Here is a 24,638-nt window from a genome sequence, read left to right on the forward strand (position 1 = left end):
CCCGATGTCCCCGTTAGGGTCGGACCGTGAGCGACAACGACACGCGAAACAGCGCGCAGGGACAGGTACGGCTGGCCGCCGGCGACACCGAACTGACCGTGGACCCGGCCAACGGCTGCCGGCTCGCGAGCCTGCGCATCGGCGGTACGGAACTGCTGCGGCAGGGCACCAAGTACGGCTCCTTCCCGATGGTGCCGTGGTGCGGCCGGATCGAGAACGGGCGCTTCCGCAACGGCGGCGAAGTGCACCAGATGCCGGTCAACTCCCCGCCGCACGCGATCCACGGCACCGGCCGCAACGTCGCCTGGAAGACGGCCCGCGCGAACGCCACCAGCGCCGCGTTCACCTACGAACTGCTGGCCCCGGACGCCGCCCCCTGGCCGTACCCGGGCCGGGTCACCCAGCTCGTCGAGCTGGCCGAGGACGGCAGCTCCCTCACCCTGACCATGGGCGTCGAGGCGAGCGGCGACTCCTTCCCCGCCCAGGCCGGCTGGCACCCGTGGTTCCTGCGCCGCCTGGACGGGGGCGGCGAGGACGTGCAGATCGACTTCACCGCCGCGTGGCAGGAGGAGCGGGGCGACGACCATCTGCCCACCGGACGGCGCATCGACCCGCGGCCCGGCCCCTGGGACGACTGCTTCGGCATGCCGGACGGCGTGCACGTCACCCTCACCTGGCCGGACCGGCTGGAACTGAAGATCACCAGCGGTGCCGAGTGGGTCGTGGTCTACGACGAACAAGAAACGGCGGTCTGCGTGGAGCCGCAGTCCGGCCCGCCCAACGGCCTCAACACGCTGCCGCGCCTGGTCACCCCCATCGACCCGCTGGAGATCTCGACCACCTGGACCTGGCGCACCCTGACCTGACCCACCCGCCGACCGGCGTCCGGCCGGGCCCCGGCACACGCTCTAAGCTCGTGCGCATGACTGACGACGTACGCGGCGATCTGCTGCAGCAGATCAAGGACAAGGCCGTGGTGCACGGCAAGGTGACGCTCTCCTCCGGCAAGGAGGCCGATTACTACATCGACCTGCGCCGGATCACCCTCGACGGAGCGGCCGCGCCCCTCGTCGGGCAGCTGATGCTGGACATCACCGCCGACCTGGACTACGACGCGGTCGGCGGGCTCACCCTCGGCGCCGACCCGGTCGCGGCCTCGATGCTGCACGCGGCCGCGGCGCGCGGCCGCCGGCTGGACGCGTTCGTCGTCCGCAAGGCGCAGAAGACGCACGGGATGCAGCGGCGGATCGAGGGCCCGGACATCAAGGGCCGCCGGGTCCTGGTCGTCGAGGACACCTCCACCACCGGCGGCTCGCCGCTGACCGCCGTCGAGGCGGCGCGCGAGGCGGGCGCGGAGGTGGTCGCGGTCGCCACGATCGTGGACCGCGGGGCGGAGTCGGCCATCGCCGACGCGGGCCTGCCGTACATCACCGGCTACCGGCTGGGAGACCTCGGCCTCGCCTGAGCCCTCCCTGGCGTCTCCGCGCTGACCAGCACTTATCGCAAACGGGTGGTGGGTTTCACGTGAAACCGGCCACCCCTTTGCGTGCCGGTGGCGTGTACGGGATGTGGAGCAAACCGCCGAGTCTGGGAAGATGAGCTACGGCGATGTCGTCGCCCCCTGGTCAGGGCCAAGAACGCACACCCGCACATCACAAGGAGCGGACAGATGCCCATCGCAACTCCCGAGGTCTACAACGAGATGCTGGACCGGGCGAAGGCAGGCAAGTTCGCCTACCCGGCCATCAACGTGACCTCGACGCAGACTCTGCACGCAGCGCTGCGTGGTTTCGCCGAGGCCGAGAGCGACGGCATCGTCCAGATTTCCACCGGTGGTGCGGAGTTCCTGGGCGGCCAGCACAACAAGGACATGGTGACCGGCGCGGTCGCGCTGGCGGAGTTCGCGCACATCGTCGCGGAGAAGTACGACATCAACGTCGCGCTCCACACCGACCACTGCCCCAAGGACAAGCTGGACGGCTACGTCCGTCCGCTGCTGGCCGTCTCCGAGCAGCGGGTGGCCAAGGGCCAGAACCCGCTGTTCCAGTCCCACATGTGGGACGGCTCCGCCGAGACCCTGGCCGACAACCTGTCCGTGGCCCAGGAGCTGCTGGCCCAGGCCGCCGCCGCGAAGATCATCCTTGAGGTCGAGATCACCCCGACCGGTGGCGAGGAGGACGGCGTCACCCACGAGATCAACGACGAGCTGTACACCACCGTCGACGACGCGCTGCGGACCGCTGAGGCGCTGGGCCTGGGCGAGAAGGGCCGCTACCTGCTCGCCGCCTCGTTCGGCAACGTGCACGGCGTCTACAAGCCGGGCAACGTCGTGCTCCGCCCCGAGCTCCTCAAGGACCTCCAGGAGGGCGTGGGCGCCAAGTACGGCAAGCAGTCCCCCTTCGACTTCGTCTTCCACGGCGGCTCCGGCTCCACGGCCGAGGAGATCGCCACGGCGCTGGAGAACGGCGTCGTGAAGATGAACCTGGACACGGACACGCAGTACGCGTTCACGCGTCCGATCGCGGACCACATGTTCCGCAACTACGACGGCGTCCTCAAGGTCGACGGCGACGTCGGCAACAAGAAGACCTACGACCCGCGCAGCTGGGGCAAGCTCGCCGAGGCCGGCATGGCCAAGCGCATCACCGAGGCCTGCGCCAACCTCCGCTCCACCGGCACCAAGATCAAGTAACCCTCCGGGTTCCCCGGCCCCGGCCCGCCCCTACGGCGGCCGGGGCCTTCGTGCGCCTGGGCGTGGGTGTGCGTGGTGCGCGATGGTCCGGTGGGTGGGGGGCTCGGGGTCACTCCGGGGTCACTCTCCCCCAGCCTTCGGCCGGGGGTACCCCCACGGCATCCTTTAGCTGCGGTGCATCGGATACGTGGGTCAGCGTGCGGACTGCCTGCGGGGAGACCCCTGCGCGACCCCGAGCCCTGGCCGTCGGGCGGCTTTCCGTGCGATCGGGCTGAGCTTTTTACAAGCCCAAGCGAAACCCGGCCCGGTGGGGTGCGCGTGGTGCGCGGTGGGGCCGGTGGGTGGGGGCTCGGGGTCACTCCGGGGTCACTCCTCGGCATCCTTTAGTTGAAGTGATTTGGATACGTGGGTCAGCGTGCGGACTGCCTGCGGGGAGACCCCTGCGCGACCCCGAGCCCTGGCCGGATGGCGGCTTTCCGAGCGATCGGGCTGGGGACTTTCACAAGCCGGGCGCGTCCTGGTGTGCCCCGGCACCCCGGTGGCCTCGGCGCCCGAGTGCCCGGGTGCGCGAGTGCCCGAGTGGCCGCGCGTCGTCCGGCGCGTCAGCGTCCGAGTGCGCGAGCGTCCGGGTGCCGGCGTGGCCGGGTGTGGTTCGGCGCGTCAGCGCCCGGGTGGCGCGGCGGAGCCGCGTCGGGGTGGGCTGGCCCGGGGCGCGCGTTCCACCGCCGGGAAGTGGCCTGCCGTGCCGCCACCACCCCGTGAGCCTCACCACCAGGAGAGGCGGACCCGGGCGTCATCGAAAACTCCCCCCACCGACCTCGGCTCGCCGAACCGGCCGGAGGGGGCGTGTAGGGGGCCATCCCCGCAGGCAGTCCGCACGCCGGCCCACGTATCAATTCACTTCAACTAAAGGATGCCGAGGAGTTGGCCCCCTGCGCGCCCCCGCCCCACCACGAAAGCAACGCGAGCCGAACGTCGGCACAAACCCCCGCGCGCAGCGCGAAACGTCCCCCCGACACCGGGGTGAACCGCCACACAAGGCCCAGCCCCCTGAGGTACGTAATCGACTGGCCCCTCCGGGAAGATGGGAGCATGGCCATTCATCAGAACCTCCTCGGGGGCCCGCCCCCCACCGAACTCCCCGACGACCCCGAGCCCCGCGAGCTCCTCGCCTCGGGTGCCGCGCCGACGGACGTCGCGGCGAAGTATCCGACCTCCTCGCTGGCCTGGGCGCAGCTTGCCGATGACGCGTTCCAGGCGGGCCGTACGGTCGAGTCGTACGCGTACGCCCGTACGGGTTACCACCGCGGCCTGGACGCGTTGCGCCGGGCCGGCTGGAAGGGGCACGGTCCGGTGCCGTTCGAGCACGAGCCCAACCGGGGCTTCCTGCGTGCCCTGCACGCGCTCGCCCGTGCCGCGCAGGCCATCGGCGAGCAGGAGGAGTACGAGCGGTGCTCCACCTTCCTGCGGGATTCGTCGCCGACGGCGGCCGACACCCTTTCGTAGAGCGCTGAGCTGCGCTTCCGGCTGACCGCCGGGGCGGAACCGGGGCCGGCCGCGCACGCGCGGCCGGCCTTTCGTACGCCGTGGGCGGCCTCTTGCGCGCCCTCCGTGGAGCACGGATGATGCCAGTGGGCCGGAAGATTCCGTGCCTGAGGGGACCGGGGCTCCGTTTGCCGACGGGAAGGAGCGGACCGCTACCCGGAAGCCAGCAGCATCGAGGAGTTCCTCATGTCGCAGCAGTCCGCCCCGCAGCGTCAGCCGGAGACCGACGAGGTCCGGCGGCCCGATCTGAGCATCGGCAGTACGGGGACGACGCCGTACGAGGATTACGTCCACGCGGACGTGCTCACCCACCTCCAGCATCCGCTGTCCGACGATCCGGGCGAGATGGCCTTCCTGGTGACGACCCAGGTGATGGAGCTGTGGTTCACGGTCGTGGTGCACGAGTGGCACACCGCGGCCCAGGCGTTGCGCCGGGACGACCTGCCGGTGGCGATGGAGGCGCTGGAGCGTTCGACGCACCAGTTGGAGGCGCTGAACGCCGCGTGGAAGCCGTTGGCGCGGCTGACGCCCGCACAGTTCAACGCGTTCCGGGGGGCGCTGGGGGAGGGCTCGGGGTTCCAGTCCGCGATGTACCGGCGGATGGAGTTCCTGCTGGGGGAGAAGTCGGCGTCGATGCTGGTGCCGCACCGGGGCGCGCCGCGCGAGTACGCCGAGCTGGAGAAGGCGTTGCAGGAGCCGAGCCTGTGGGACGAGGTGCTGCGGCTGCTGGCGCGCCGGGGGTACGGGATACCCCGTGAGGTGCTGGACCGTGAGGTGACGGCGCGGTACGAGCCGGACGCCCGCGTCGAGGCGGTGTGGGCCGAGGTGTACGCGGGGCCGCGCGACGGTGAGCTGGTGCGGCTGGGTGAGGCGCTGACGGACGTCGCGGAGCTGGTGTGGCGCTGGCGGAACGATCATTTGGTGGCGACGCGGCGGGCGATGGGAGCCAAGATGGGGACCGGCGGTTCGGCGGGCGTGGCGTGGCTGGAGAAGCGGGCCAGCAAGAACGTTTTTCCGGAGCTGTGGACGGCGCGCAGCCATGTCTGACCCGGCGGAGCGCGCCGCGGCGCTGGACGAGAAGGACGAACTCCGCCCCGTACGCGAGAAGTTCGTCCTGGACGACACCGTGTACCTGGACGGGAACTCGCTGGGCGCGCTGCCCGGCCACGTACCCGCCCGCGTCGCCGACGTGATCACCCGGGAGTGGGGCGAGCTGCGCATCCGCTCCTGGGAGGAGTCGGGCTGGTGGACCGCGCCGGAACGCGTCGGCGACCGGATCGCCCCGCTGCTCGGCGCCGCGCCGGGACAGGTCGTGGCGGGCGACTCGACCAGCGTCAACGTGTTCAAGGCGGTGGTCGGCGCCGTACGGATGGCGGGCGCGGGCCGGGACGAGATCCTCGCCGACGAGGCGTCCTTCCCGACCGACGGCTACATCGCGGAGTCCGCGGCGCGCATGACGGGCTGCACCCTGCGGGCCCTGCCGGCCGCGCGGATTCCCGTCGAGGCCGGGCCCCGGACCGCGCTCGCGCTGGTCAACCACGTCGACTACCGCACCGGACGGCTCAACGACCTGCCCGCCGTCACCGCCGCCCTGCACGACGCCGGGGCCCTGGCGGTCTGGGACCTGTGCCACAGCGCGGGCGCGCTGCCGGTCCGGCTGGACGCCCACGGCGTCGACCTCGCGGTGGGCTGCACGTACAAGTACCTCAACGGCGGCCCGGGCGCGCCCGCGTACCTGTATGTGCGCGAGGAGCTCCAGGCACGCTTCGACTCGCCGCTGCCCGGCTGGAACTCGCACGCCGTGCCCTTCGGCATGGACCCCGCGTACGCCCCGGCCGACGGCATCATCCGCGGCCGCGTCGGCACGCCGGACATCCTGTCCATGCTCGCCCTGGAGGCGGCCCTGGACGTCTGGGACGGCGTGTCCGTCGAGGCCGTACGGGCCAAGAGCCTCGCGCTCGGCGACTTCTTCCTGGAGTGCGTGGACGCGTACGTCCCCGAGGGGCGGGTGCGCTGTGTCACCCCGCGCGAGCACCCGCAGCGGGGCAGCCAGATCGCGCTGGCCTGCGCGGACGCGGGCACGGTGATGACGGAGCTGATCCGGCGCGGGGTGGTCGGCGACTTCCGCCACCCCGACGTGCTGCGCTTCGGCTTCACGCCGCTCTACACGTCCTTCGCGGACGTGGCGCGGGCCGCGCGGGTGCTGGGCGAGGTCGTGGGGTGAGCGGTCCGGGCGCCGCGGCCGAGGAGGCGGCCCTGCTCGGCCTCGCGCCCGTGGCGCCCGACGCGACGCTGGCGTACGGGCCGCACCCGGACCAGGTGATCGACCTGTACGGGCAGCACAACACGGGGCCGGTGGTGCTGCTGTTGCACGGCGGTTTCTGGCGCGCGGCGTACGACCGTACGCATCTGTCGCCGCTCGCCGCGGAGCTGGCCCGGCACGGGCTGCCGGTCGCGCTGGCCGAATACCGCCGCTCGGGCGCGGGCGGCGGCTGGCCGCACACATACGAGGACGTGGTGGCCGCGACGGCCGCGCTGGAGCGGCCGGTAGTGGCCGTGGGGCACTCGGCGGGCGGGCACCTCGCGCTGCTCCTCGCGGCGTCGCGACCGGATCGACCGGGCCGACCGGGCCGACCGGACCGACCGCGCCGTCCGGGACCGGACGCGCCGCGCCGGATCGTCGCCGTGGCCCCCGTCGCCGACCTCGCGCACGCCCATGAGCTGGGGCTGAGCGACGGCGCCGTGGCGGAGTTCCTGGGCACCGGGCCCGGCTGGGCGGCCCGGCTGGCCGCGGCGGACCCGGTCCGCAGGCTGCCGGGTACGGTTCCCGTGACGATCCTGCACGGCACCGCCGACACCGACGTGCCCGCCGGGCTCTCCCGCCGTTACGTACGGGCCGCCGAGGCCGCCGGCGGCACCGCGCCGCGGCTGCGGGAGCTGGCCGGAACCGGCCACTACGCGCCCGTCACTCCCGGCACCCCCGCCTTCCGCGTCCTGCTCGACACCCTGCGTAGTACTTGAGGAGGACGGCCCCAGATCCGCTCAGGAGGGGACGACCGGAGGCCGCCCTCTGCTTACCGTGGTGTGCGTGAACCAGACGACCCACTCGCAGCGCGACGACCTGCGCTCGGAAGCCCGACTCGTCCGCGGCGCGCTGAACCGGCTGCGCCAGGACCTGATCGTGGACGCCTTCACCTTCCGCCCGATGCTGCCCCTGGACGACGCGCGCGTGTCCGGGTGGTCGTGGGTCCCGCAGCGGCTGCGCCGGCATGTGCGCTGGGCCCCGCACGTGGTGCTCGCGGCCGTCGCGGCCATGGTGTTCCTCGGAACCACCAGCGTGATGGCCCGCGCCAGCGCGCTGAGCTTCCTCTTGGCGACGGTCTTCAGCTTCCTGCTCGCCGCGCCGATCGCGCTGACCCTCTTCCGCCCGGTCGGCGCGTTCTGGCTGTCCGGCGGGGCGTTCGGCTTCGCGATGCTGGCCTACATCGTCACCGGGGCCGGGTCCTCCGGGTACGAGATCGGCTTCATGACGCACACCGCGGTGATGGTCCTGGTCGTGCTCCGTACCCGGCCCCGGCTGGCCGCCGAGATGTGGCTGGTCACCATGGCCGCGTCGGCCGTACTGGTGCTGCTGGTGCCCCGGACGATCTCGGACGTGGCGCCGTTCGCGGTGCTGTCGGTGATGGTGCTGGTACCCGCCGCCGCGATCCGCGCCTGGCGCGAGGAGCGGCAGCACGTGGTCGAGACGCAGACCGCCACCGCCGAGGAGCGTTCGCGGCGCACGCTGCTGGAGGAGCGCGCCCTGATCGCCCGCGAGCTGCACGACGTGGTCGCGCACCACATGTCGGTCATCGCCATCCAGGCCGAGGCCGCCCCGTACCGCGTCAAGGACACCCCGCCCGAGCTGGCCACCTCCTTCTCGACCATCCGGGAGAACGCGGTGGCGGCGCTGACCGAGCTGCGCCGCATCCTCGGGGTCGTCCGGTCCGAGGACCCGGACGCCTTCGCCGACGCCGACCCGGAGGCGCCGCAGCCGACCCTGGCCAGCCTGGACTCGCTGCTGGCGAGCGTGCGCAGCGCGGGGCTGGAGGTCGAAACGGTGATCACCGGCTCGCCGCGGCCGCTGCCGCAGGGCGTCGAGCTGTCCGCGTACCGCATCGTCCAGGAGGCGCTGAGCAACACCCTGCGGCACGCGCCGGGCGCCGAGGCGCGGGTGGAGATCTCGTACGTGCTCGGCGGGATCGGACTGCGTATCGTCAACGGCAGGGCGAGCCGCCTGGCCAAACCGTCACCGGGGGCCGGGCACGGCGTACTGGGAATGCGGGAGCGGGTGCAGATGCTGGGCGGGGAGATGACGGCGGACCACACCGAAGAGGGCGGGTTCGAGGTCGCGGCCTTCATCCCGGTGTCGGCGGCGCAGAGCGCGGCGGAGGGGAAGACGGCGTGATCCGGGTAATGATCGTCGACGACCAGGTCATGGTCCGTGAGGGCTTCTCGGTGCTGCTGGGCGCGATGCCGGACATCGAGGTCGTCGGCGAGGCCGTGGACGGCCGGCAGGCGGTGGCCAAGGTCGCCGAGCTGCGGCCCGACGTGGTGCTGATGGACATCCGGATGCCGGAGATGAACGGGCTGGAGGCGACCCGCGAGATCGTCGCCGCCGACGCGGACGCCAAGGTGCTGGTGCTGACCACCTTCGACCTCGACGAGTACGTCTACCAGGCGCTGCGGGCCGGGGCGAGCGGCTTCCTGCTCAAGGACGCCTCGGCGGGCCAGCTCGCGGAGGGCGTACGGATCGTGGCGAACGGCGAGGCGCTGCTCGCACCGGCCGTCACCAAGCGGCTGATCTCGGAGTTCTCCAAGCTCGACACGCCGCGGGCGCCCACCCAGGAACGCGTCGGCGACCTCACCGAGCGGGAGACCGAGGTCCTGGTGCTGGTGGCCCAGGGCCTGTCCAACGGTGAGATCGCCGAGCATCTGGTCGTGGCCGAGTCGACGGTGAAGACGCACGTCAGCCGGATTCTGGTGAAGCTGGGACTGCGTGACCGCACCCAGGCGGCGGTCTTCGCGTACGAGGCCCGGCTGGTCACGCCGGGCGGGTGAGGAGCGGCGGGCCGGGCCGGCGGATCACAGCCGTGCGATGTCGGATTTGGCCCGCAGCAGGGTGTCGCGGGTGATCACCACGATTTTCTCGTAGTCGGCGCGGCTCGCGTCGGCGGGCAGTTTTCCGTCCAGGTCGGCCGTCATGTCGGTCCCGATGACGGCGAAGCGGCCGTCGCTCAGTTCGAACAGATCGGGACAGCTTCCGTTGCCGACGCTGCCGCGCTCCTGAGGGGTGGCGCCCAGCCGTCGAGAAATTCCGAGGGAGGTCATGGGGCCGGAATGGTATTCCGGTGGTGCGCGGCAGCGCGAGCCGCGGCGGGGAGATCTTTGCTTTTGGTGGAATTACTACACCTGTGGGTGTTTCACGGCTCGGTGTGTCGGCCGTCGATCAAACGCAGATTCGGCCCATGGGGTGGCTGGGCGTTCGTCTGGGTCAGTGCCTCGTCGACGAGTACGGCGAAGTGGTGTTCGTGCGAAGCGGGGTCCATCTCGTCGCGCATGGAGCGCGCGGATTCCCAGTACCCCCGGAAGGCCGGGGTATCGGTGATGTAACGCAGATGGCCGAGCATCTCGCGGTCGTTCGCCATCCCCAGCTTGTGGACGAGCATGCTGTGACAGTAGATCAAATTGGCGTACAGATACTGCCGGTTCTCCTTCGGCGACAGTTCCGGCGCGAACGCGGGCCAGACTTCGGCCAGTTCCGGGTCGCCGATGCTCATCTTGAGCAGATCCATGTGCAGGTGCCGCAGGTCGGCCTCGGCGCTGCGGTGCAGCTCACCCGCCGAGCGGCGCATCTCGTCCCGCTGCAGTTCCAGTTCGGCCCGTTGCAGGCGCATTTCTGCGCGCTGGAGTTCCAGTTCCTCACGTTGCAGCGAGGTCTCGTCCCGCTGCAGACGCAGCGTCCTCGCCATGTAGAACAGCACCAGTACGGCAGTGGAAGAAGCCGCGGCGCCATAGGCCTGGCCTGCATTTCCGCTGCCCGGAGTGCGCAGTCCGGGCACCATCGTCATGATCAGGCTGAACAGCACACAGGCTGCTCCGGCCGTCAGGACGACCCCCAGATTCCGCATCACCCAAAGCGCCCTGCGTGGTCCCATTCGATTCACGGACACCTCCGCCCGCCCCTAGGCGTAACAGTGCGGCGTGCCGGCCCTATTCGCGCCGTCATCGCCGCCCGCGGGAGTTGTGCCCACCCGGAAACGCGGACAACCGCGCCCCGCCGCGTGGTTCGCGGCACACCGGCGCGGAATGCCCCACTCCCGCTCCACTGGTCGTTCCGGGACGCTTGTGGAGCAGCGGTGGCGGCAGGAGGTCTCTACCAGTTGGAGCGGGTGGGGAGCGCGGGCGCCGGACCGGCGTACGCCCCCGGGCGGGTATCGCTCCCGCCGTACGACGCACCGGCGGCGTACGGGGAAGTACGGCGCCGGAGTCCGCTACGGCTCCGGCGCCGCACGCTGTGGGACGGCACCCGTGGGCAGGCCCTCAGCCGATGTCGCGGCGGCGCAGCGCGGTCAGGCCCGCCGCCACGAACACCGCTGTCAGGGCGAGCAGCCACAGGAAGGGCGCCGCGGTGGCCTCGCCGCCCGGCAGCTTCGGGAGGTGGCTGAAGGGCGACAGGTTCATCGCCCACTGGGGAAGCTGGACCGCCGGGCCCACCCAGCCGATGCCGAGGCAGCCGCCGACCACGGCCCAGGTGGCGGCGGCCGCCTTGGGCAGAGCGCCGACGAGCAGCACCGCGAGGCCGGTGAGGACCCAGACCGCGGGTGTCTGGGCCAGCGCGGCGCCCACCGCGGGGCCGAGCTGCCCGCCGACGTCGCCGACGGTCAGGCCGTACGTGAAGCCGAGGCCCAGGCCGCCCAGGAGGAGGACGAGGGCCGTACCGAGGAAGGCGACGGCCAGGTGTCCGGCCGCCCAGCGCAGGCGCCCCACGGCGCCGGCCAGGACCGGTTCGGCGCGGTCGCCGGTCTCCTCGCCGCGCAGCCGGAGCACCGCGCCCGCCGCGTACAGGGCCGCGACCATGCCGAGCATCCCGGTCAGCGCGGAGACGAACGCGTCCGTCAGGCCCTGGTGCCCGCCCATCCGCTCGAAGATCTCGCGGGTCCGCTCGTTGTCACCGACCAGGTCGGAGGCGCCGTCGGTGATGCCGCCGAAGACGGCACCGGCGAGGAGGAACCCGGCCGACCAGCCGAACAGGGTGGTCCGTTGCAGGCGCCAGGCCAGACCGGTGGGGCCGCTCAGGGAGGCGGGCGCGCGGGCCGGTCCGGGGCGGGCAGGCAAGAAGCTCATGCCGAGGTCGCGGCGGGCGGTGAGGGAGTACGCGGCGCCGACCGTGACGGCCGTACCGGCGAGGAAGAACAGCAGCACCCACCAGCGCTCGTCGGCGAACGCGCGCAGGTTCTCGGCCCAGCCGACGGGGGAGGCCCAGGTGAGCGGGGAGGAGGCGTCCTCGGACGCGGCGTCGCCCGCGGCCCGCAGCACGAACGCCGCCCCCAGTACGGCCCCGGCCAGGCCTTTGGCGGCCCGCGCGCTCTCGGTTAGCTGCGCGGTGACCGCCGCCAGCCCGGCGAAGACCAGCCCGGTGCCGCCGACGGCGAGGCCGAGGGCCAGCGCACCGCCCGCCGGCCGTCCGGAGGCGGCCAGCCCGGCGGTGATGAGCAGAGCCAGCGCGGCGTCGGCGACGAGCGCGGCGAGCAGGGCCGCGGTGAGCGGGGCGCGCCGGCCGACCATGGCGGCGGAGAGGAGTTCCTGGCGGCCGGTCTCCTCCTCCTCGCGGGTGTGTCGTACGACGATCAGCAGGCTCATCACGCCGGCCAGCAGGGCGGCGATCCCGCCGATGCGCCAGGCGGTCAGGCCGCCCAGGGAGTCGCTGAACACCGGCCCGTAGACGGCACGCAGCGAGCCGTTGCCGGTCATCGAAGCCGCCACTTCCGCGCGCTTGGCGGGTGTGTCGTAGAGCGTGCCGAGGGTGCTGCCCATGCTGACGACGGTCAGTCCGAGGAGCACCACCCAGGCCGGGATCATCAGCCGGTCGCGGCGCAGTGCCAGGCGCAGCAGGGTGCCGGTGCCGGTCAGGTCGCGGGAGCCGCCGGTACGGGCGGCGGCGGGGAGCGTCACGGCGGTCATCGCAGCGTCGCCTTCTCGGAAGCGGAAGCGGAAGCGAGGGCGGTGGCCGTGCCCTGGGCAGCGGTGTCCGTGCCGTCCTGGTAGTGGCGCAGGAACAGCTCCTCCAGCGTGGGCGGCGTGCTGGTCAGGCTGCGCACACCGGACGCGCTGAGCGCGCGCAGCACCGCGTCCAGCTTGTCGGTGTCCACCTGGAGCCGGACCCGGTGGCCCTGGATGTCGAGGTCGTGCACACCGGGGAGGCCGGAGAGCCCGTCCGGGGCGCCGGCCAGTTCGGCGGTGACGCTCGTCCGGGTCAGGTGGCGCAGGTCGGCGAGGGAGCCGGACTCGACGGTACGGCCCTTGCGGATGATGCTGACGCGGTCGCACAGCGCCTCGACCTCGGACAGGACGTGGCTGGAGAGCAGCACCGTACGGCCGCGGTCGCGTTCCTCCTCGACGCAGGCCTGGAAGACCTCCTCCATCAGCGGGTCCAGCCCGGAGGTCGGCTCGTCCAGGATGAGCAGGTCCACGTCGGAGGCGAACGCGGCGACCAGGGCGACCTTCTGGCGGTTGCCCTTGGAGTACGTGCGGCCCTTCTTGGTGGGATCCAGCTCGAAGCGCTCCAGGAGGCTGTTCCGGCGGGCCGGATCGAGGCCGCCGCGCAGCCGCCCGTAGAGGTCGATGACCTCGCCGCCGGAGAGGTTGCGCCAGAGCGTGACGTCGCCGGGGACGTACGCGATGCGGCGGTGCAGGGCGACGGCGTCGCGCCACGGGTCCTTGCCCAGCAGCTGCGCGCCACCCCCGTCGGCGCGCAGCAGTCCGAGCAGGACGCGGATGGTGGTGGACTTGCCCGCCCCGTTCGGGCCGAGGAAGCCGTGCACCTCACCGGTCTCGACGCCGAGGTCGAGGCCGTCCAACGCGTGGGTCCGGCCGAAGGCCTTGCGGAGGCCGGACACCGAGATTGCCTTCGTCATGCTTTTGAACGTACGCTTCGTTCACAAATTTGTGAAGTTAGAAAAGTATATAAAGTTGGAGTCGGCGGAGCATCGGCCCGGGGGAGCACACGAGAGGATCAGAGGGTGAGTGAGCAGGCAGCGCAGCAGCAGGGCGGGGACACCGGGCGCGACGAGGAGGCGGTCGCCCGGTTCGTGGAGCGCTTCGCCTCGGAACTGACCGAGGCGGGCATGCAGCGGATGGCCTCCCGGGTCTTCGCGGCGCTGCTCGCCTCCGACTCCGGCGCCCTCACCTCCGCCGAACTGTCCGAGCGGCTGCAGATCAGCCCCGCCGCCGTCTCCGGCGCGATCCGCTACCTGGTGCAGGTCAGCATGGTCCGCCGGGAGCGCGAGCCGGGCACCCGGCGGGACCGCTACCGGCTCCTGAACGAACTCTGGTACGAGACGCTCGGCAACCGCGACAACGTGCTGACGCGCTGGGAAGACGTCCTGCGGGAGGGCACGAAGTCGCTCGGACCGGACACCCCGGCCGGTGCCAGGGTCGCCGAGACCGTGGCCTTCTTCGAGTTCATGCAGAGCGAGCTGACCAGGATGCTGGAGCGCTGGCGCGAGTACCGGGACAAGGAACTGCGCGGCGGAAGCGGAAGCTGAAGCGGTAGCCCGGGGCCGCTCGCGCGACGGCGCCGCGTCAGCCGTCCGGCAACGTCAGCCGTCCGGCAACGTCATTCGTGCGGCAGCGTCAGCCGCCACGCGTCCGGATGCACCGTCCACGTACGGGTCCGGACCGGGCCGCCGACGACCACGTCCGCCCGGTAGCGGAAGTCCGCGCCCGACACGGTCACCGCCCGCGCGCGGGCCCGTACCGGCGGCCCGGCCTCCTGCCAGTGCACCACCACCTCGGCCAGCCCGGTGCCGTCGTCACCGTCGCCCGGCGTCACCGAGACCCACCGCACCGGCCGGTCCAGGTCGGCCAGCACCACGCCGTCCGCCTCGACCCGCAGCCGGTGGCCCGCCGTACCGGAACGCCGGCTGCCTGCCGGGGCCGAGGGCTCCGGCAGGCCCGGGAGACCGGGCGGCACCGAGGTGCCGGGCGGTTCCGGCGGACCGGGCGGCGCGGACGGCCGCGACAGCGCCGTACGGGCGGCCGTACGGGCCGTGCGGACGAGCCGCTCCCACCACGCCGCCGCGCGGGGGCCCGGCAGCGGGACCGTTTCCGTACCGTCGCGCCGGCCCGGCAGGCGCTGCCCCGGCCGCCCGCAGAGTCCCTTCCAGCGGTGCCGGCGGCTGTGCCTGCCGGACGGCTCCGGCTCCGTACCGGACGGGATGTCCAGGCCGCCCAGCACGATGCCGTCGCTGTCGTCCGTGAGCAGGTGCAGGCTGTGTTCCGTACCGTCCAGGACCGCGCGGGCGGCGGCGACGGTGTCCGTCGGCACGCCCAGCGCGCGGGACAGCGCCACCGCGCCCGGCGCGCCCACCGGCACCACCGCCAGCGCCACTCCCGCCAGATCGCGTTCCTTGTGCAGCAGCGCCACGGCGCGCAGCAGCGCACGGTCGTCGCCGATCACCACGGGACGGCGATGGCCACGGCGGGCGAGCGCCCGCGCGTACTCCTCGGGGCCGTCGGGAAAGCAGATTTTCGCGGCCGCGCCCGCGCACAGGACGTCCTTGGCGATCCGTACGGATTCCCCGTCCGTACTGCGGGCGGCCGGGTCGATGACCACGAGCAGGGGGTGCCCCCGGACCCCGTCCGGGAGAGAGTGCCCAGAAGGCTGCGCCGACACCTCGGTCCTTCCTCAGGTAGCATCTCGGTGCAAGAGCCCCTTGCGCTATTGCGCCAGGGGCTTCGTCTATTCCGGGGCACCGGTTCGACGGCTTCAGCGATGTCGTACGCGTACACCTGCACGCATACGGCCTCGCGCACGTTGGACATGCCCCGCCCGGAAGGGGTGTACGCCTGTGCCCGCACTTGTGCTGCTCGGTGCTCAGTGGGGTGATGAGGGCAAGGGAAAGGCCACCGATCTGCTCGGTGGGTCCGTCGACTATGTGGTGCGTTACCAGGGCGGCAACAACGCCGGTCACACGGTTGTCGTAGGCGACCAGAAATACGCGCTGCACCTTCTCCCTTCCGGAATCCTCTCGCCGGGGTGCACCCCGGTCATCGGCAACGGTGTCGTCGTCGACCCTGCGGTCCTGCTCTCCGAGCTGAGCGGACTCAACGAGCGCGGTGTCGACACGTCCAAGCTGCTGATCAGCGGTAACGCGCACCTGATCACGCCGTACAACATCACGGTCGACAAGGTCACGGAACGTTTCCTCGGCAAGCGGAAGATCGGTACGACGGGCCGCGGCATCGGCCCGACCTACGCCGACAAGATCAACCGCACCGGTATCCGCGTCCAGGACCTCTTCGACGAGTCGATCCTGCACCAGAAGGTCGAGGCGGCCCTCGACTTCAAGAACCAGGTGCTGGCCAAGCTCTACAACCACCGCGCGGTGGTCGCCGAGCAGGTCGTCGAGGAGATGCTCAGCTACGCGGACCAGATCAAGGGTTACGTGGCCGACACCACCCTCCTGCTGAACAACGCGATCGACGACGGCAAGGTCGTCCTCTTCGAGGGCGGCCAGGGCACGCTGCTCGACGTGGACCACGGGACCTACCCGTTCGTGACCTCCTCCAACCCGACCGCGGGCGGCGCCTGCACCGGCGCGGGGGTCGGCCCCACGAAGATCAACCGGGTCATCGGCATCCTCAAGGCCTACACGACCCGGGTCGGCGCGGGCCCGTTCCCGACCGAGCTGTTCGACGCGGACGGCGAGGCGCTGCGCACCATCGGCGGCGAGCGCGGTGTGACCACCGGCCGCGACCGGCGCTGCGGCTGGTTCGACGCGGTCATCGCCCGGTACGCGACCCGCGTCAACGGCCTGACCGACTTCTTCCTCACCAAGCTGGACGTGCTCACCGGCTGGGAGCAGATCCCGGTCTGCGTCGCGTACGAGATCGACGGCAAGCGCGTCGAGGAGCTGCCCTACTCGCAGACCGACTTCCACCACGCGAAGCCGATCTACGAGACCCTGCCGGGCTGGTCGGAGGACATCACCAAGGCCAAGACCTTCGCCGAGCTGCCGAAGAACGCGCAGGCGTACGTCAAGGCGCTGGAGGAGATGTCCGGCGCGCCGATCTCCGCGATCGGCGTCGGCCCGGGCCGGGACGAGACGATTCAGATCAACTCGTTCCTGGACTGACACGGATGCGTGGCGGCCAACCTGCTGAACAGCGGGTTGGCCGCCTTCGCGCATCCGAAGACGGGGACAAGACGGTGTGACTAATCTGTCCGTCATGAAGGAGACAGGATGCTGCTGAGATTCCGGGTGGCGAACGTCCGGTCCTTGCGTGATGTGCAGGAACTGTCGTTCGTCGTACCCGAGGGGAGCAAAGAGGAGCAGGCTGCGGCCCGCAAGACGCTGCTCTCCGACGGCCGTCGGCTTCCCGTCCACACGGTCCTCGGTGTCTTCGGAGCCAACGCGTCCGGCAAGTCCAATGTCATCGCCGCGCTGAAGAACATGCGCCACGCAGTCCTGCGTTCCTACGCTGACTGGACGTCGTACGACGGCATCCCGCGTGATGAGTTCGCGCTGGACCCCAAGGCCGCCTCGGAGTCTTCGCTGTACGAAGCGGACTTCGTCCTCGGCGACGGCGTTCGATGGACGTACGGGTTCGAACTCGGGGAGCGGCGGGTCGAGGCGGAATGGCTCTTCGCCTACCCCAAGGGCCGACGCCAGGTGTGGTTCGACCGGGACGCCACCCGTGACAAGGAATACGACTTTCCCGGCGACCGCCTTCGCGACCGCACCCGTCTGGCCCGCACGACTCGGTCGGACGCGCTGCTCCTGACGCGAGCCGCCAACGATGGTCACGAGCAGCTCACGCCGATCTTCGACTGGTTCAAGAATAATCTTTGGGACGTCACACCCGAGACCGAGCGCACCCAGCGCGAGGCCTATACCGCCATCCAGTTGCTGAAGAGCGAGGACTTCCGGCGGCGGGCGGAGGAACTGCTTCAGGTGGCTGACCTCGGCATTTGTGGAGTCGAGGTCGAGCAGTCGTCGTCCGGCCGGCCGCTGGTACGGCTGATTCACTCGAGCGGTGGTGAGCAAATGGCTATGGAATGGGGCGCTGAGTCCTGGGGGACCCGCTCCTGGTTCGCCCTGATCGGCCCGCTGCTCCTTGCTCTCGACACCGGCGCGGTACTGCTCATAGACGAACTCGACGCCAGTCTGCACTCGCGCTTCGCGGCCGAGGTCGTACGCCTCTTTCAAGCCCCTTGGGTGAACCCGAAGGGCGCCCAGCTGGTCTTCACCGGTCACGATCCCTCCCTCCTGCGCACACCGGGCGGCGGGCGGCTGCTGGAACCGGGGCAGCTTTGGCTCACCGAGAAGGATGAGCGGGGCGTGACGGAACTCTTCTCGGTCGCGGACTGGGAGCCCACGGACGAAGAGGACCTGATGGCCTCGTATCTCGCGGGCACCTTTGGGGCGGTACCGAGAGTGTCGGAGGGGCAGATCGGGCGACGGTTGCTGCGGACGAACGACATGGTGCGGATGGAGGCGGAAGGGGTCTGATGGCGAGGCCAAAGGGAGGGGACGACGTCGCCCGTACAAGGGGCGCGAAGGGCCGCGCGAGCAGAGCCCGTCAGGTGTACATCTTCACCGAGGGCGAAGTGACGGAGCCCGAGTACATCGACATCATCCTCAAGAACGGCACCCCGGCCGAGGCTGGCCGCACGGTGGATCACCACATGATGAACTCAAGCGCCAAAGGGGATGGACGCAAGCCGTATCGCATGGTCAAGGACGCCGTTCGCACCTTGCGGCAGGCCGAGCGAGAGGCCGAGGCCGCCGGGCTGAAGCGGGACAAGGCCTGGAATTGGCCGCAGGTGTGGGTGCTCTTCGACCGCGATGACCACAAGAGCATCCCGGAGGCCATGCGAGTGGCGGAGAAGGAGGGTATCCGGACTGCCTACTCGCACCCCTGCTTCGAGCTGTGGCGGCTGCTGCACTACACCAATTACACCAGCACCTTCGGCGGCGTCTGTGATGATGCCGCCGCCCGCCTGCGGTCGCGTGCCGGTTTCGATGAGACGTACGGGCGTGGGGCACGGACCGTATCCGGACAGCAGGCGAAGCACGTACGGAACGACCAGGTACTGAGCAAGGACAAGCAGCGTTACCTGGATGCCAAGAAGTACGCACAGCAGATCAACAGCCGTCACTCCTCGACCAACCCCAACGACTGGGACCCATACACGGACGTCTGGCGATTCGTGGAGGACGGCCTCCTCCTCAGCGGCTACTAGGCTGAACCGACGTACTCCTCACGGCCGGGCAACCCGCCTTTCGGCCCAAAAGCACAAGATCATCAAGGAGCCCGTACGTGGCCAAGCTCACGCTCGATCAACTGGAGCGCCACCTCTTCGCGGCGGCGGACATCCTGCGCGGCACCATGGATGCCGCCGAGTACCGTGACTTCCTGCTGGTGCTGCTCTTCCTCAAGCGGGCGAACGACGAGTTCGAGGCCGCCCGCGACCGGGTCATCGCCGCCGAAATGGCGTCGGGCGCCACGCGCGAGGAGGCCGAGGAGGAGGCGGACGAGCCCGCCAAGTACACGGCCCGCCGGATCATGTATGTGCCCCAGGAGGCCCGCTGGGAGCGGCTGGCCGGCGCGGTCGACGACGTGGCGACGAAGTACCTCCAGCCGGCGCTGGAAGCGCTGGAGGGCCAGAAGGGTAACGAGCGGCTGCGCGGCCTGTTCGGTCATGTGAACTTCAACCGGATCGGCGGGGGCGGTGGTACTGGCACATCGGCGGCCCGGCTCGCCGACAAGCGGCTCTCCGCGCTTATCGGTCACTTCGGCAGCCTTCGCCTACGCGGTGAGGACTTCGAGTTCCCCGATGTGATCGGGGCAGCTTACGAGTACCTGCTGAAGGACTTCGCCGACTCGGCGGGCGCCAAGGGCGGGGAGTTCTACACTCCGCGCGCGGTGGTACGGATGATGGTTGAGCTGGCGCGTCCCCAGGCAGGCCAGAGCGTGTACGACCCCTGCGTCGGCTCCGGCGGCATGCTCATCCATGCCAAGGAGTACATCGAGGAACATGGTGGCGACACCGAGGACCTGGCCCTGGCCGGGCAGGACGCCAACAACGGCTCCTGGGTCATGGCCACGATGAACATGCTTTTCCACGGCGCCAGCGACTTCGACCTGCGCACCGGCGATACGCTCACCAACCCGCTGCACCTCGACAAGTCGTACAACGTGGTGCTCAGTAATCCTCCCTTCTCCATGGACTACAAGGCCGCGGAGGTGTCCGACCTCGAAGAGCGGATGCCGTACGGCCAGACGTCCGAGAAGGGCAAGGCCGACCTGATGTTCCTCCAGCACATGCTGCACATGGTCAAGGGCCGTGGCGGGTCGGTTTTCACCGTGATGCCGCACGGTGTGCTGTTCCGTGGCGGCGCGGAGGGTGACATCCGGGCCGAGCTGATCGAGAATGACTTGCTGGAGGCGGTGATCGGCCTGCCGCCCAACCTCTTCTACGGCACGGGGATTCCGGCCTGTGTCCTGGTTTTGCGGGCGCATGGGCGCAAGCACACGGACCGGCGCGACCAGGTGCTCTTCATCAATGCGGACCGCGAATTCCATGCCGAGCGTGCGCAGAACGTACTGCTGCCGGAGCACGTGGAAAAGATCGTATCCACCTTCCACGCGCCTACTGCGAACGGGGACGTGCCCCGTTTCGCCCGATGGGTGGAACGCACGGAACTGAGGGAGAACAAGTACAACCTCAACATCCGCCGCTACGTGGACAACACTCCGCCCCCGGAGCCGCAGGACGTACGGGCACACCTGACGGGCGGCGTCCCGAAGGCGGAGATCGAGGCGGACGAGAAGAAGAAACTGCTGAAGGCGTACGACGTCCAGGTCACGGACCTGTTCCAGGAACGCCCGTCGGACGGCAACGGAAGCGAGCCGGCCTACGTGGACTTCCTGCCGGAGGAACGCCGCCCGGACGCCGAACGGCTTACCGAGCTGGCCAAGAGCCGGGAACAGGAACTGTGGACGGCGTTTGACAAGTGGTGGACGACGGAAACGGATCAGATCGCCTCGTTGGCACCCTACGACGAGGACGACCGCACGGAGTTCGAGAAACGTGCCCAGCTCGCCCGCCTACGGGCCGATCTGATCAATTCTTTCCGCGAGCTGCTTCTCGGCGTGGGCCTGCTGGACCGGTACGCGCTCGCTGGTGCGGTCGCGGGATGGTGGCAGGACGCCAGGAACGAACTGAAGGCGTTGGCCGGCAACGGCTTCAAGGGCGTCGTCGATGGGTGGGTCGACACGGTCGAGACCATGCTGAACCCGGAGCCCAACCCGTGGACGGGCGGCGCCCGCAAGCGTTCGGGCGCGGAACGCCGTGAGGCGTACGCGCACAAGGTCGTGGCCCGTATTGCCCCCCAGTTCCTGAGCGACTTGGCCGAAGCGGACGCGCGCAAGGCGGAACTGGACACGAAGGTGAAGGCGGCCGAGGAAGCGGAGGCAGCACGGGCCGCAGCGGCGGAGGGGGTGACGGACGACGGCGAGTCCACCGAGCCCTCCGATAACACTGCCCTCGACCCGGCCGTGGCGGACGCGCTGCTCAGCGAGGCCGACCTGAAAAAGCTGAAGCGTGACCGCACGGCGGCGGGCAAGGCGGTGAAGGCGCTGGAGGAGGCGTTTTATCCGCTGGATGGGATGGAATCCGAGGTGATTGCTGCTACTCCGGCCGCGAAGCAGGAGAAGACATCGGGCTCTGCCAAGCAGGCAGCCATGCCCGTGACGCCTGGGCTGCATGAGGCCCGGGACGCGCTGGACGATGCGGGCGCGCGCGAGGTCGTACTCGGCATCCTCCGGGACGACTTGGCATCAAAGCTGGAGAGCCACGTTATCCGTAGACGCCGTGAGTTGGTCGACGCGTACTTGGGTTGGGAGCGCAAGTACCTCGTGTCGCTACGCGACATCGAAGCACGGCGCGAGGCTGCGGCGGAGCGGTTGAACGGGTTTCTGGAGGAGCTGGGTTATGTCGGCTGAGGCAGCGGATGGCATCCGCTGGGTCCCCGTGGGGGAGGCCGGCGAGGTGAGGATGGGGAAGCAGCTTTCGCCGGCCAGCCGGGATGCAGGCGGTCAGTTGCCCTACCTGCGGGTTGCCAATGTCTTCGAAGGACGCATTGACTACGGTGACGTTAAATCCATGGGGTTCACGGATGCCGAGAAACGCGTCTATGAGCTACGCCCCGGGGATATTCTCCTCAATGAGGGACAGGAAAGCCTGGCGAATGTCGGCAGAAGCGCCGTTTACGACGGTGGCGCTGCCTCACTCTGCTTCCAAAACACGCTAATTAGATTTAGGCCAGGAAGCGCCGTGTTGTCCGATTATGCGCAGGCTGTGTTTGTGCAGTGGCGACGGATGGGTGCGTTCGCGCGCGTAGCGGAAAAGACTAGCATCTCTCATCTGGGGGGGAGTCGCTTCGCAAAAATGCTTTTCCCCGTCATTCCGCTGGAGGAGCAGCGGCGCATCGTCGAGATTCTGGATGCGGTCGCCGAATCGGAGCGGGCTGCTGAGGCGGCGATCTCCAAGCTGCAAGCGTCGCGACGTGGGATCCTGCTAGGCAGCATGGCGGCGATCACCGCGAGCGAGGCACCAGACGGGTGGGAGCGCTTGCCTCTGAAGGAGGTCGTTCCGTCAGTCGATTACGGAATTTCCGTAGCCTTGGATGAGGACAGCCGCGGTGTAGCCACGCTTCGGATGAATAACCTGCGGGATGGGCGGCCTCACCTTAACGAACTTCGTTACTGTCCGCAGAAGGTGCACTCCAAGCATCTCCTGCGAATGGGAGACGTGCTCTTCAACAGGACCAACAGTATCGATCACGTCGGGCGGTCAGGAATCTGGCGAGGCGAGCTCGAAGAGGCGACATTCGCGTCTTATCTGGTGCGCCTGAACCCTGATGTTAACCGTATCATTCCTCAATACCTTGTAGAGTGGTTGTTGCATCCGGCGATTCGGCAGAGGGTCCGCGCGATTGCAACAGTTGCGGTTCAGCAGGTCAACGTGAACCCGACGCGGCTGCGTGAGCTGTACATCGACCTACCTACTGACCTAGGGGAACAAAAAAAGCTGGTAGCCAGCCTGGAAGTGTGTGATCGGCGAATCGCCACGGAAAGGGAAAGCTTGGGTAAGCTACAGGTTATGAAAAGGGGGCTCGCTGACGCTCTGCTCGACGGAAAGAGGTTGGTGCGTTAATAGGCATAGCGGGTAGTGCTGAGTCAGCGTGTTCGTTCTGGGAAGGGGCTTCTCGTGCCCGTCAGGAAGCCGTTGACAGAGCGGCAGCGCCGCCTTGGTATCGAGTTACGTCGGATGCGCGAGTGCATCGGGATGACAAGCAACGAAGCCGCTACCTTGCACCGTACCGACCGCACGACCATCAGTAACACGGAGTCGGCGCGTTCTGGTGTCAGCACCGACCGAGTACGGGTCTGGGCAGGTAATTACCGTTGCCCGGATGCCCGGTATGTCGACGCGCTCACCGAAATGGCCAGAGAGCGTGGCTCGAACTGGTGGGACGACTACCGGGGTTCGCTCTCCGCAAGCCTGCTGGATATCGCCGAGATGGAGCACCACGCGTCGGCGCTGCGGTCGGCTCAAATCATGCACATGCCGGGGTTGCTTCAGCAACCCGACTATGTGCGAGCGATCTTCAGGGAAGCGGTGCCGGCCATGAGTCCCGCAGAGCTGGAGCGTCATGTCGAGTTTCGGGTGACGCGTGCCAGGCTGCTCGACCGGTCCGAGCCGCCAGCGTGTGAATTTCTGATCCACGAGTCTGCGCTGCGCATGCGCTTCGGTGGCCGTGGCGTTCTCCGCAAGCAGCTCGACCACCTCTTGAGCCAGTCCGAACGGCCGGGGGTTACCGTCCGTGTCGTACCTTTCGAAGCGGGTGGATTCGCGAATGCGGGGAGATCGACGCTGTACGCGTACGGCCCCGTGCCCCAGTTGGACACCGTGCAGGTCGATGTCCCTACCGGGGTCACCTTTCTCCATGCAGAGACCTACCTCGCGAACTACCGTGGCGTCCTCGATCGTATGAGTGAACGCGCCATCGACCCGGAAGCATCCACTGGATTCATTCGGCAGGTGGCGAAGGAGCCCTGAGATTAGGTATCGGTGCAACTTCACTGGCGTAAATCGTCTTACTCGGCAGATACCGGTAGCTGTGTGGAAGTCGCTGGGTGGGGGGCGACGTGTTCCTGCGCGAGGGCGGTGATCCCGAGATAGCCATCCGGACCGGTCGGCAACAGTTGCGATCGTTCCTGGCGGATACCAAGACGGGAAAGTTCGACGGCTTCGCGTAGTTGGCTCACAGCGCATCGGCATATGCCAATCCGTGGCCAACTCGCACAACATGTCGTTTGACGTCACTCGCAGGACATGCTGTGCGTTGCGCTGGCTCAACGCCGGTTATCGAGGCCCCGTTGAGTCACGTGGGGAAGCGCCCCGGCGGTGTGCGACCAACCCGGGGCATGGCCAACGCCGTTAAGGAGCGTCAGCATGTGTAACCGTATCCGGCCTGGGCGCGCGCGAACACTCGTGCGCCTGGTCTTCCGTATCGTCGCGTGGGTTCTCCGCGCGGCCTCCGCCCCGGCTGCGCGCAGCGTTGTGTCCCGGCCGGTGGTGGGCGGAACAATCGTCCGCCCTCCCCATGCCCACGGCTACCGCCTCAGCCATGAACAACGCTCCCGCCGCACCGCGCTCGTCCTCGCCCTCGACGGCGTTGACGTCGGTCCTCGGGCCATCCACGGGCATCGCGTCGGCAGGCCGGTTGCGGTCCGGGCGGAGGTGGCGGCCTGATGAGTGCGGCGAAGAACGGACCGGGCGCCGTGCGTGTTGTCAGCCGTGTCCCCAGAAAACCCCTACGGCATGATGAAGACGGGACCTTCGCCATCGATCTGTGGGTGCGCCGTGACGGCGCATTCGACTCCGATGTGGCGCTGTATCTGTCAGCTGCCGAGGCGGAAACCCTGCACGCTCAGCTCTGTTACGCGCTGGACGACGAGACCGCGACTCTGATCACTCCTGCGGACCTGCTTCCCGATTGCCGGAAGGGAGTCCGCACGGCGCGACGCCGCTAACCGCAAAAACACAGACGGTACGTCTTGGGGC

The 24,638-nt window shown here is 69.5% G+C and carries 23 protein-coding genes; 18 read left to right on the forward strand and 5 right to left on the reverse strand.

The annotated features are described in order from the left end of the window. Window positions 1-26 precede the first annotated feature (26 nt). From OEIGOIKO_RS21710 to OEIGOIKO_RS21750, 9 genes are all read left to right on the forward strand, one after another. Entirely contained in the window at window positions 27-866 is an 840-nt protein-coding gene (locus tag OEIGOIKO_RS21710; RefSeq protein ID WP_125055443.1) for an aldose epimerase family protein, read from the forward strand. 56 nt (window positions 867-922) lie between these two features. Next, entirely contained in the window at window positions 923-1,465 is a 543-nt protein-coding gene (gene pyrE / locus OEIGOIKO_RS21715) for an orotate phosphoribosyltransferase (protein ID WP_125055444.1), read from the forward strand. Between the two features lie 204 nt (window positions 1,466-1,669). Beyond that, window positions 1,670-2,692: a class II fructose-bisphosphate aldolase gene (gene fbaA, locus OEIGOIKO_RS21720; protein ID WP_030025011.1), complete on the forward strand. Its 1,023-nt coding sequence runs from the start codon at window positions 1,670-1,672 to the stop codon at window positions 2,690-2,692. Window positions 2,693-3,784: 1,092 nt separating this feature from the next. Beyond that, window positions 3,785-4,198 carry a DUF3151 domain-containing protein gene (locus OEIGOIKO_RS21725; protein ID WP_030023205.1) on the forward strand — a complete coding sequence of 138 codons (414 nt, stop codon included), beginning with the start codon at window positions 3,785-3,787 and terminating at the stop codon, window positions 4,196-4,198. Window positions 4,199-4,423: 225 nt separating this feature from the next. After that, window positions 4,424-5,284 (forward strand): tryptophan 2,3-dioxygenase family protein, encoded by an 861-nt coding sequence (locus OEIGOIKO_RS21730; protein WP_125055445.1) that lies wholly within the window; start codon window positions 4,424-4,426, stop codon window positions 5,282-5,284. Then, window positions 5,277-6,461, forward strand: coding sequence for a kynureninase (gene kynU, locus OEIGOIKO_RS21735; RefSeq protein WP_125055446.1), 1,185 nt, complete (start codon window positions 5,277-5,279; stop codon window positions 6,459-6,461). Before OEIGOIKO_RS21730 ends, kynU begins: the two co-directional genes overlap by 8 nt. Then, window positions 6,458-7,258 carry an alpha/beta hydrolase family protein gene (locus tag OEIGOIKO_RS21740; protein WP_125055447.1) on the forward strand — a complete coding sequence of 267 codons (801 nt, stop codon included), beginning with the start codon at window positions 6,458-6,460 and terminating at the stop codon, window positions 7,256-7,258. Before kynU ends, OEIGOIKO_RS21740 begins: the two co-directional genes overlap by 4 nt. Window positions 7,259-7,325: 67 nt before the next feature. Then, window positions 7,326-8,684, forward strand: coding sequence for a sensor histidine kinase (locus tag OEIGOIKO_RS21745; RefSeq protein ID WP_125055448.1), 1,359 nt, complete (start codon window positions 7,326-7,328; stop codon window positions 8,682-8,684). Between the two features lie 8 nt (window positions 8,685-8,692). Further along, window positions 8,693-9,337, forward strand: a complete 645-nt coding sequence (locus OEIGOIKO_RS21750; protein WP_030023214.1) for a response regulator — start codon at window positions 8,693-8,695, stop codon at window positions 9,335-9,337. A 24-nt stretch (window positions 9,338-9,361) separates the two neighbouring features. Here OEIGOIKO_RS21750 and OEIGOIKO_RS21755 read toward each other — a convergent pair whose 3' ends face one another. From OEIGOIKO_RS21755 to OEIGOIKO_RS21770, 4 genes are all read right to left on the reverse strand, one after another. After that, complete coding sequence (locus OEIGOIKO_RS21755) at window positions 9,362-9,607, reverse strand: hypothetical protein (protein ID WP_125055449.1); 246 nt, start codon at window positions 9,605-9,607, stop codon at window positions 9,362-9,364. Window positions 9,608-9,699: 92 nt separating this feature from the next. Then, window positions 9,700-10,365 carry a DUF6082 family protein gene (locus OEIGOIKO_RS21760; RefSeq protein ID WP_125055450.1) on the reverse strand — a complete coding sequence of 222 codons (666 nt, stop codon included), beginning with the start codon at window positions 10,363-10,365 and terminating at the stop codon, window positions 9,700-9,702. A gap of 454 nt (window positions 10,366-10,819) precedes the next feature. Continuing rightward, window positions 10,820-12,460: an ABC transporter permease gene (locus OEIGOIKO_RS21765; RefSeq protein ID WP_125055451.1), complete on the reverse strand. Its 1,641-nt coding sequence runs from the start codon at window positions 12,458-12,460 to the stop codon at window positions 10,820-10,822. Then, window positions 12,457-13,413, reverse strand: coding sequence for an ABC transporter ATP-binding protein (locus OEIGOIKO_RS21770; protein ID WP_125055452.1), 957 nt, complete (start codon window positions 13,411-13,413; stop codon window positions 12,457-12,459). The genes OEIGOIKO_RS21765 and OEIGOIKO_RS21770 overlap by 4 nt, the downstream gene beginning before the upstream one ends. 105 nt (window positions 13,414-13,518) lie before the next feature. On the opposite strand from OEIGOIKO_RS21770, the gene OEIGOIKO_RS21775 reads away from it, so the two are divergent. Further along, window positions 13,519-14,043: a GbsR/MarR family transcriptional regulator gene (locus OEIGOIKO_RS21775; RefSeq protein ID WP_125055453.1), complete on the forward strand. Its 525-nt coding sequence runs from the start codon at window positions 13,519-13,521 to the stop codon at window positions 14,041-14,043. Between the two features lie 71 nt (window positions 14,044-14,114). Here the strand turns inward: OEIGOIKO_RS21775 and OEIGOIKO_RS21780 are convergent, their stop codons facing one another. Next, on the reverse strand, window positions 14,115-15,119 hold the full coding sequence (locus OEIGOIKO_RS21780; protein WP_125058851.1) for a diacylglycerol kinase family protein: 1,005 nt from the start codon (window positions 15,117-15,119) through the stop codon (window positions 14,115-14,117). A gap of 229 nt (window positions 15,120-15,348) precedes the next feature. On the opposite strand from OEIGOIKO_RS21780, the gene OEIGOIKO_RS21785 reads away from it, so the two are divergent. The 8 genes from OEIGOIKO_RS21785 (at window position 15,349) to OEIGOIKO_RS21820 (ending at window position 24,607) form a co-directional block, all read left to right on the forward strand. Continuing rightward, complete coding sequence (locus tag OEIGOIKO_RS21785) at window positions 15,349-16,635, forward strand: adenylosuccinate synthase (protein ID WP_125055454.1); 1,287 nt, start codon at window positions 15,349-15,351, stop codon at window positions 16,633-16,635. 108 nt (window positions 16,636-16,743) lie between these two features. Next, the gene (locus tag OEIGOIKO_RS21790) at window positions 16,744-18,012 is read left to right on the forward strand and encodes an AAA family ATPase (RefSeq protein WP_125055455.1); all 1,269 of its coding nucleotides are present in this window, start codon (window positions 16,744-16,746) and stop codon (window positions 18,010-18,012) included. A 74-nt stretch (window positions 18,013-18,086) separates the two neighbouring features. Continuing rightward, window positions 18,087-18,746 carry an RloB family protein gene (locus OEIGOIKO_RS21795; protein WP_170251793.1) on the forward strand — a complete coding sequence of 220 codons (660 nt, stop codon included), beginning with the start codon at window positions 18,087-18,089 and terminating at the stop codon, window positions 18,744-18,746. Window positions 18,747-18,823: 77 nt separating this feature from the next. Further along, a complete protein-coding gene (locus OEIGOIKO_RS43560; protein ID WP_125055457.1) occupies window positions 18,824-21,511 on the forward strand; it encodes a type I restriction-modification system subunit M in 2,688 nt (895 codons plus the stop codon). Continuing rightward, on the forward strand, window positions 21,501-22,724 hold the full coding sequence (locus OEIGOIKO_RS21805) for a restriction endonuclease subunit S (RefSeq protein ID WP_125055458.1): 1,224 nt from the start codon (window positions 21,501-21,503) through the stop codon (window positions 22,722-22,724). Before OEIGOIKO_RS43560 ends, OEIGOIKO_RS21805 begins: the two co-directional genes overlap by 11 nt. Before the next feature lie 54 nt (window positions 22,725-22,778). After that, complete coding sequence (locus OEIGOIKO_RS21810) at window positions 22,779-23,630, forward strand: DUF5753 domain-containing protein (RefSeq protein ID WP_170251794.1); 852 nt, start codon at window positions 22,779-22,781, stop codon at window positions 23,628-23,630. A 12-nt stretch (window positions 23,631-23,642) separates the two neighbouring features. Beyond that, complete coding sequence (locus tag OEIGOIKO_RS42960) at window positions 23,643-23,753, forward strand: DUF397 domain-containing protein (RefSeq protein WP_246177473.1); 111 nt, start codon at window positions 23,643-23,645, stop codon at window positions 23,751-23,753. 572 nt (window positions 23,754-24,325) lie between these two features. Beyond that, on the forward strand, window positions 24,326-24,607 hold the full coding sequence (locus OEIGOIKO_RS21820) for a hypothetical protein (RefSeq protein WP_125055459.1): 282 nt from the start codon (window positions 24,326-24,328) through the stop codon (window positions 24,605-24,607). Window positions 24,608-24,638 lie beyond the last annotated feature (31 nt).

Origin of the sequence: Streptomyces paromomycinus (assembly GCF_003865155.1) — a bacterium.
In the GTDB taxonomy this organism is placed as follows: domain Bacteria; phylum Actinomycetota; class Actinomycetes; order Streptomycetales; family Streptomycetaceae; genus Streptomyces; species Streptomyces chrestomyceticus.

Coding starts and splice junctions, on each gene's coding strand:
- pyrE (WP_125055444.1), top strand. CDS start 923: ATGACTGACGACGTACGCGGCGATCTGCTGCAGCAGATCAAGGACAAG.
- fbaA (WP_030025011.1), top strand. CDS start 1,670: ATGCCCATCGCAACTCCCGAGGTCTACAACGAGATGCTGGACCGGGCG.
- OEIGOIKO_RS21725 (WP_030023205.1), top strand. CDS start 3,785: ATGGCCATTCATCAGAACCTCCTCGGGGGCCCGCCCCCCACCGAACTC.
- OEIGOIKO_RS21730 (WP_125055445.1), top strand. CDS start 4,424: ATGTCGCAGCAGTCCGCCCCGCAGCGTCAGCCGGAGACCGACGAGGTC.
- kynU (WP_125055446.1), top strand. CDS start 5,277: ATGTCTGACCCGGCGGAGCGCGCCGCGGCGCTGGACGAGAAGGACGAA.
- OEIGOIKO_RS21750 (WP_030023214.1), top strand. CDS start 8,693: ATGATCGTCGACGACCAGGTCATGGTCCGTGAGGGCTTCTCGGTGCTG.
- OEIGOIKO_RS21755 (WP_125055449.1), bottom strand. CDS start 9,607: ATGACCTCCCTCGGAATTTCTCGACGGCTGGGCGCCACCCCTCAGGAG.
- OEIGOIKO_RS21765 (WP_125055451.1), bottom strand. CDS start 12,460: ATGACCGCCGTGACGCTCCCCGCCGCCGCCCGTACCGGCGGCTCCCGC.
- OEIGOIKO_RS21770 (WP_125055452.1), bottom strand. CDS start 13,413: ATGACGAAGGCAATCTCGGTGTCCGGCCTCCGCAAGGCCTTCGGCCGG.
- OEIGOIKO_RS21790 (WP_125055455.1), top strand. CDS start 16,744: ATGCTGCTGAGATTCCGGGTGGCGAACGTCCGGTCCTTGCGTGATGTG.
- OEIGOIKO_RS21805 (WP_125055458.1), top strand. CDS start 21,501: ATGTCGGCTGAGGCAGCGGATGGCATCCGCTGGGTCCCCGTGGGGGAG.
- OEIGOIKO_RS21820 (WP_125055459.1), top strand. CDS start 24,326: ATGAGTGCGGCGAAGAACGGACCGGGCGCCGTGCGTGTTGTCAGCCGT.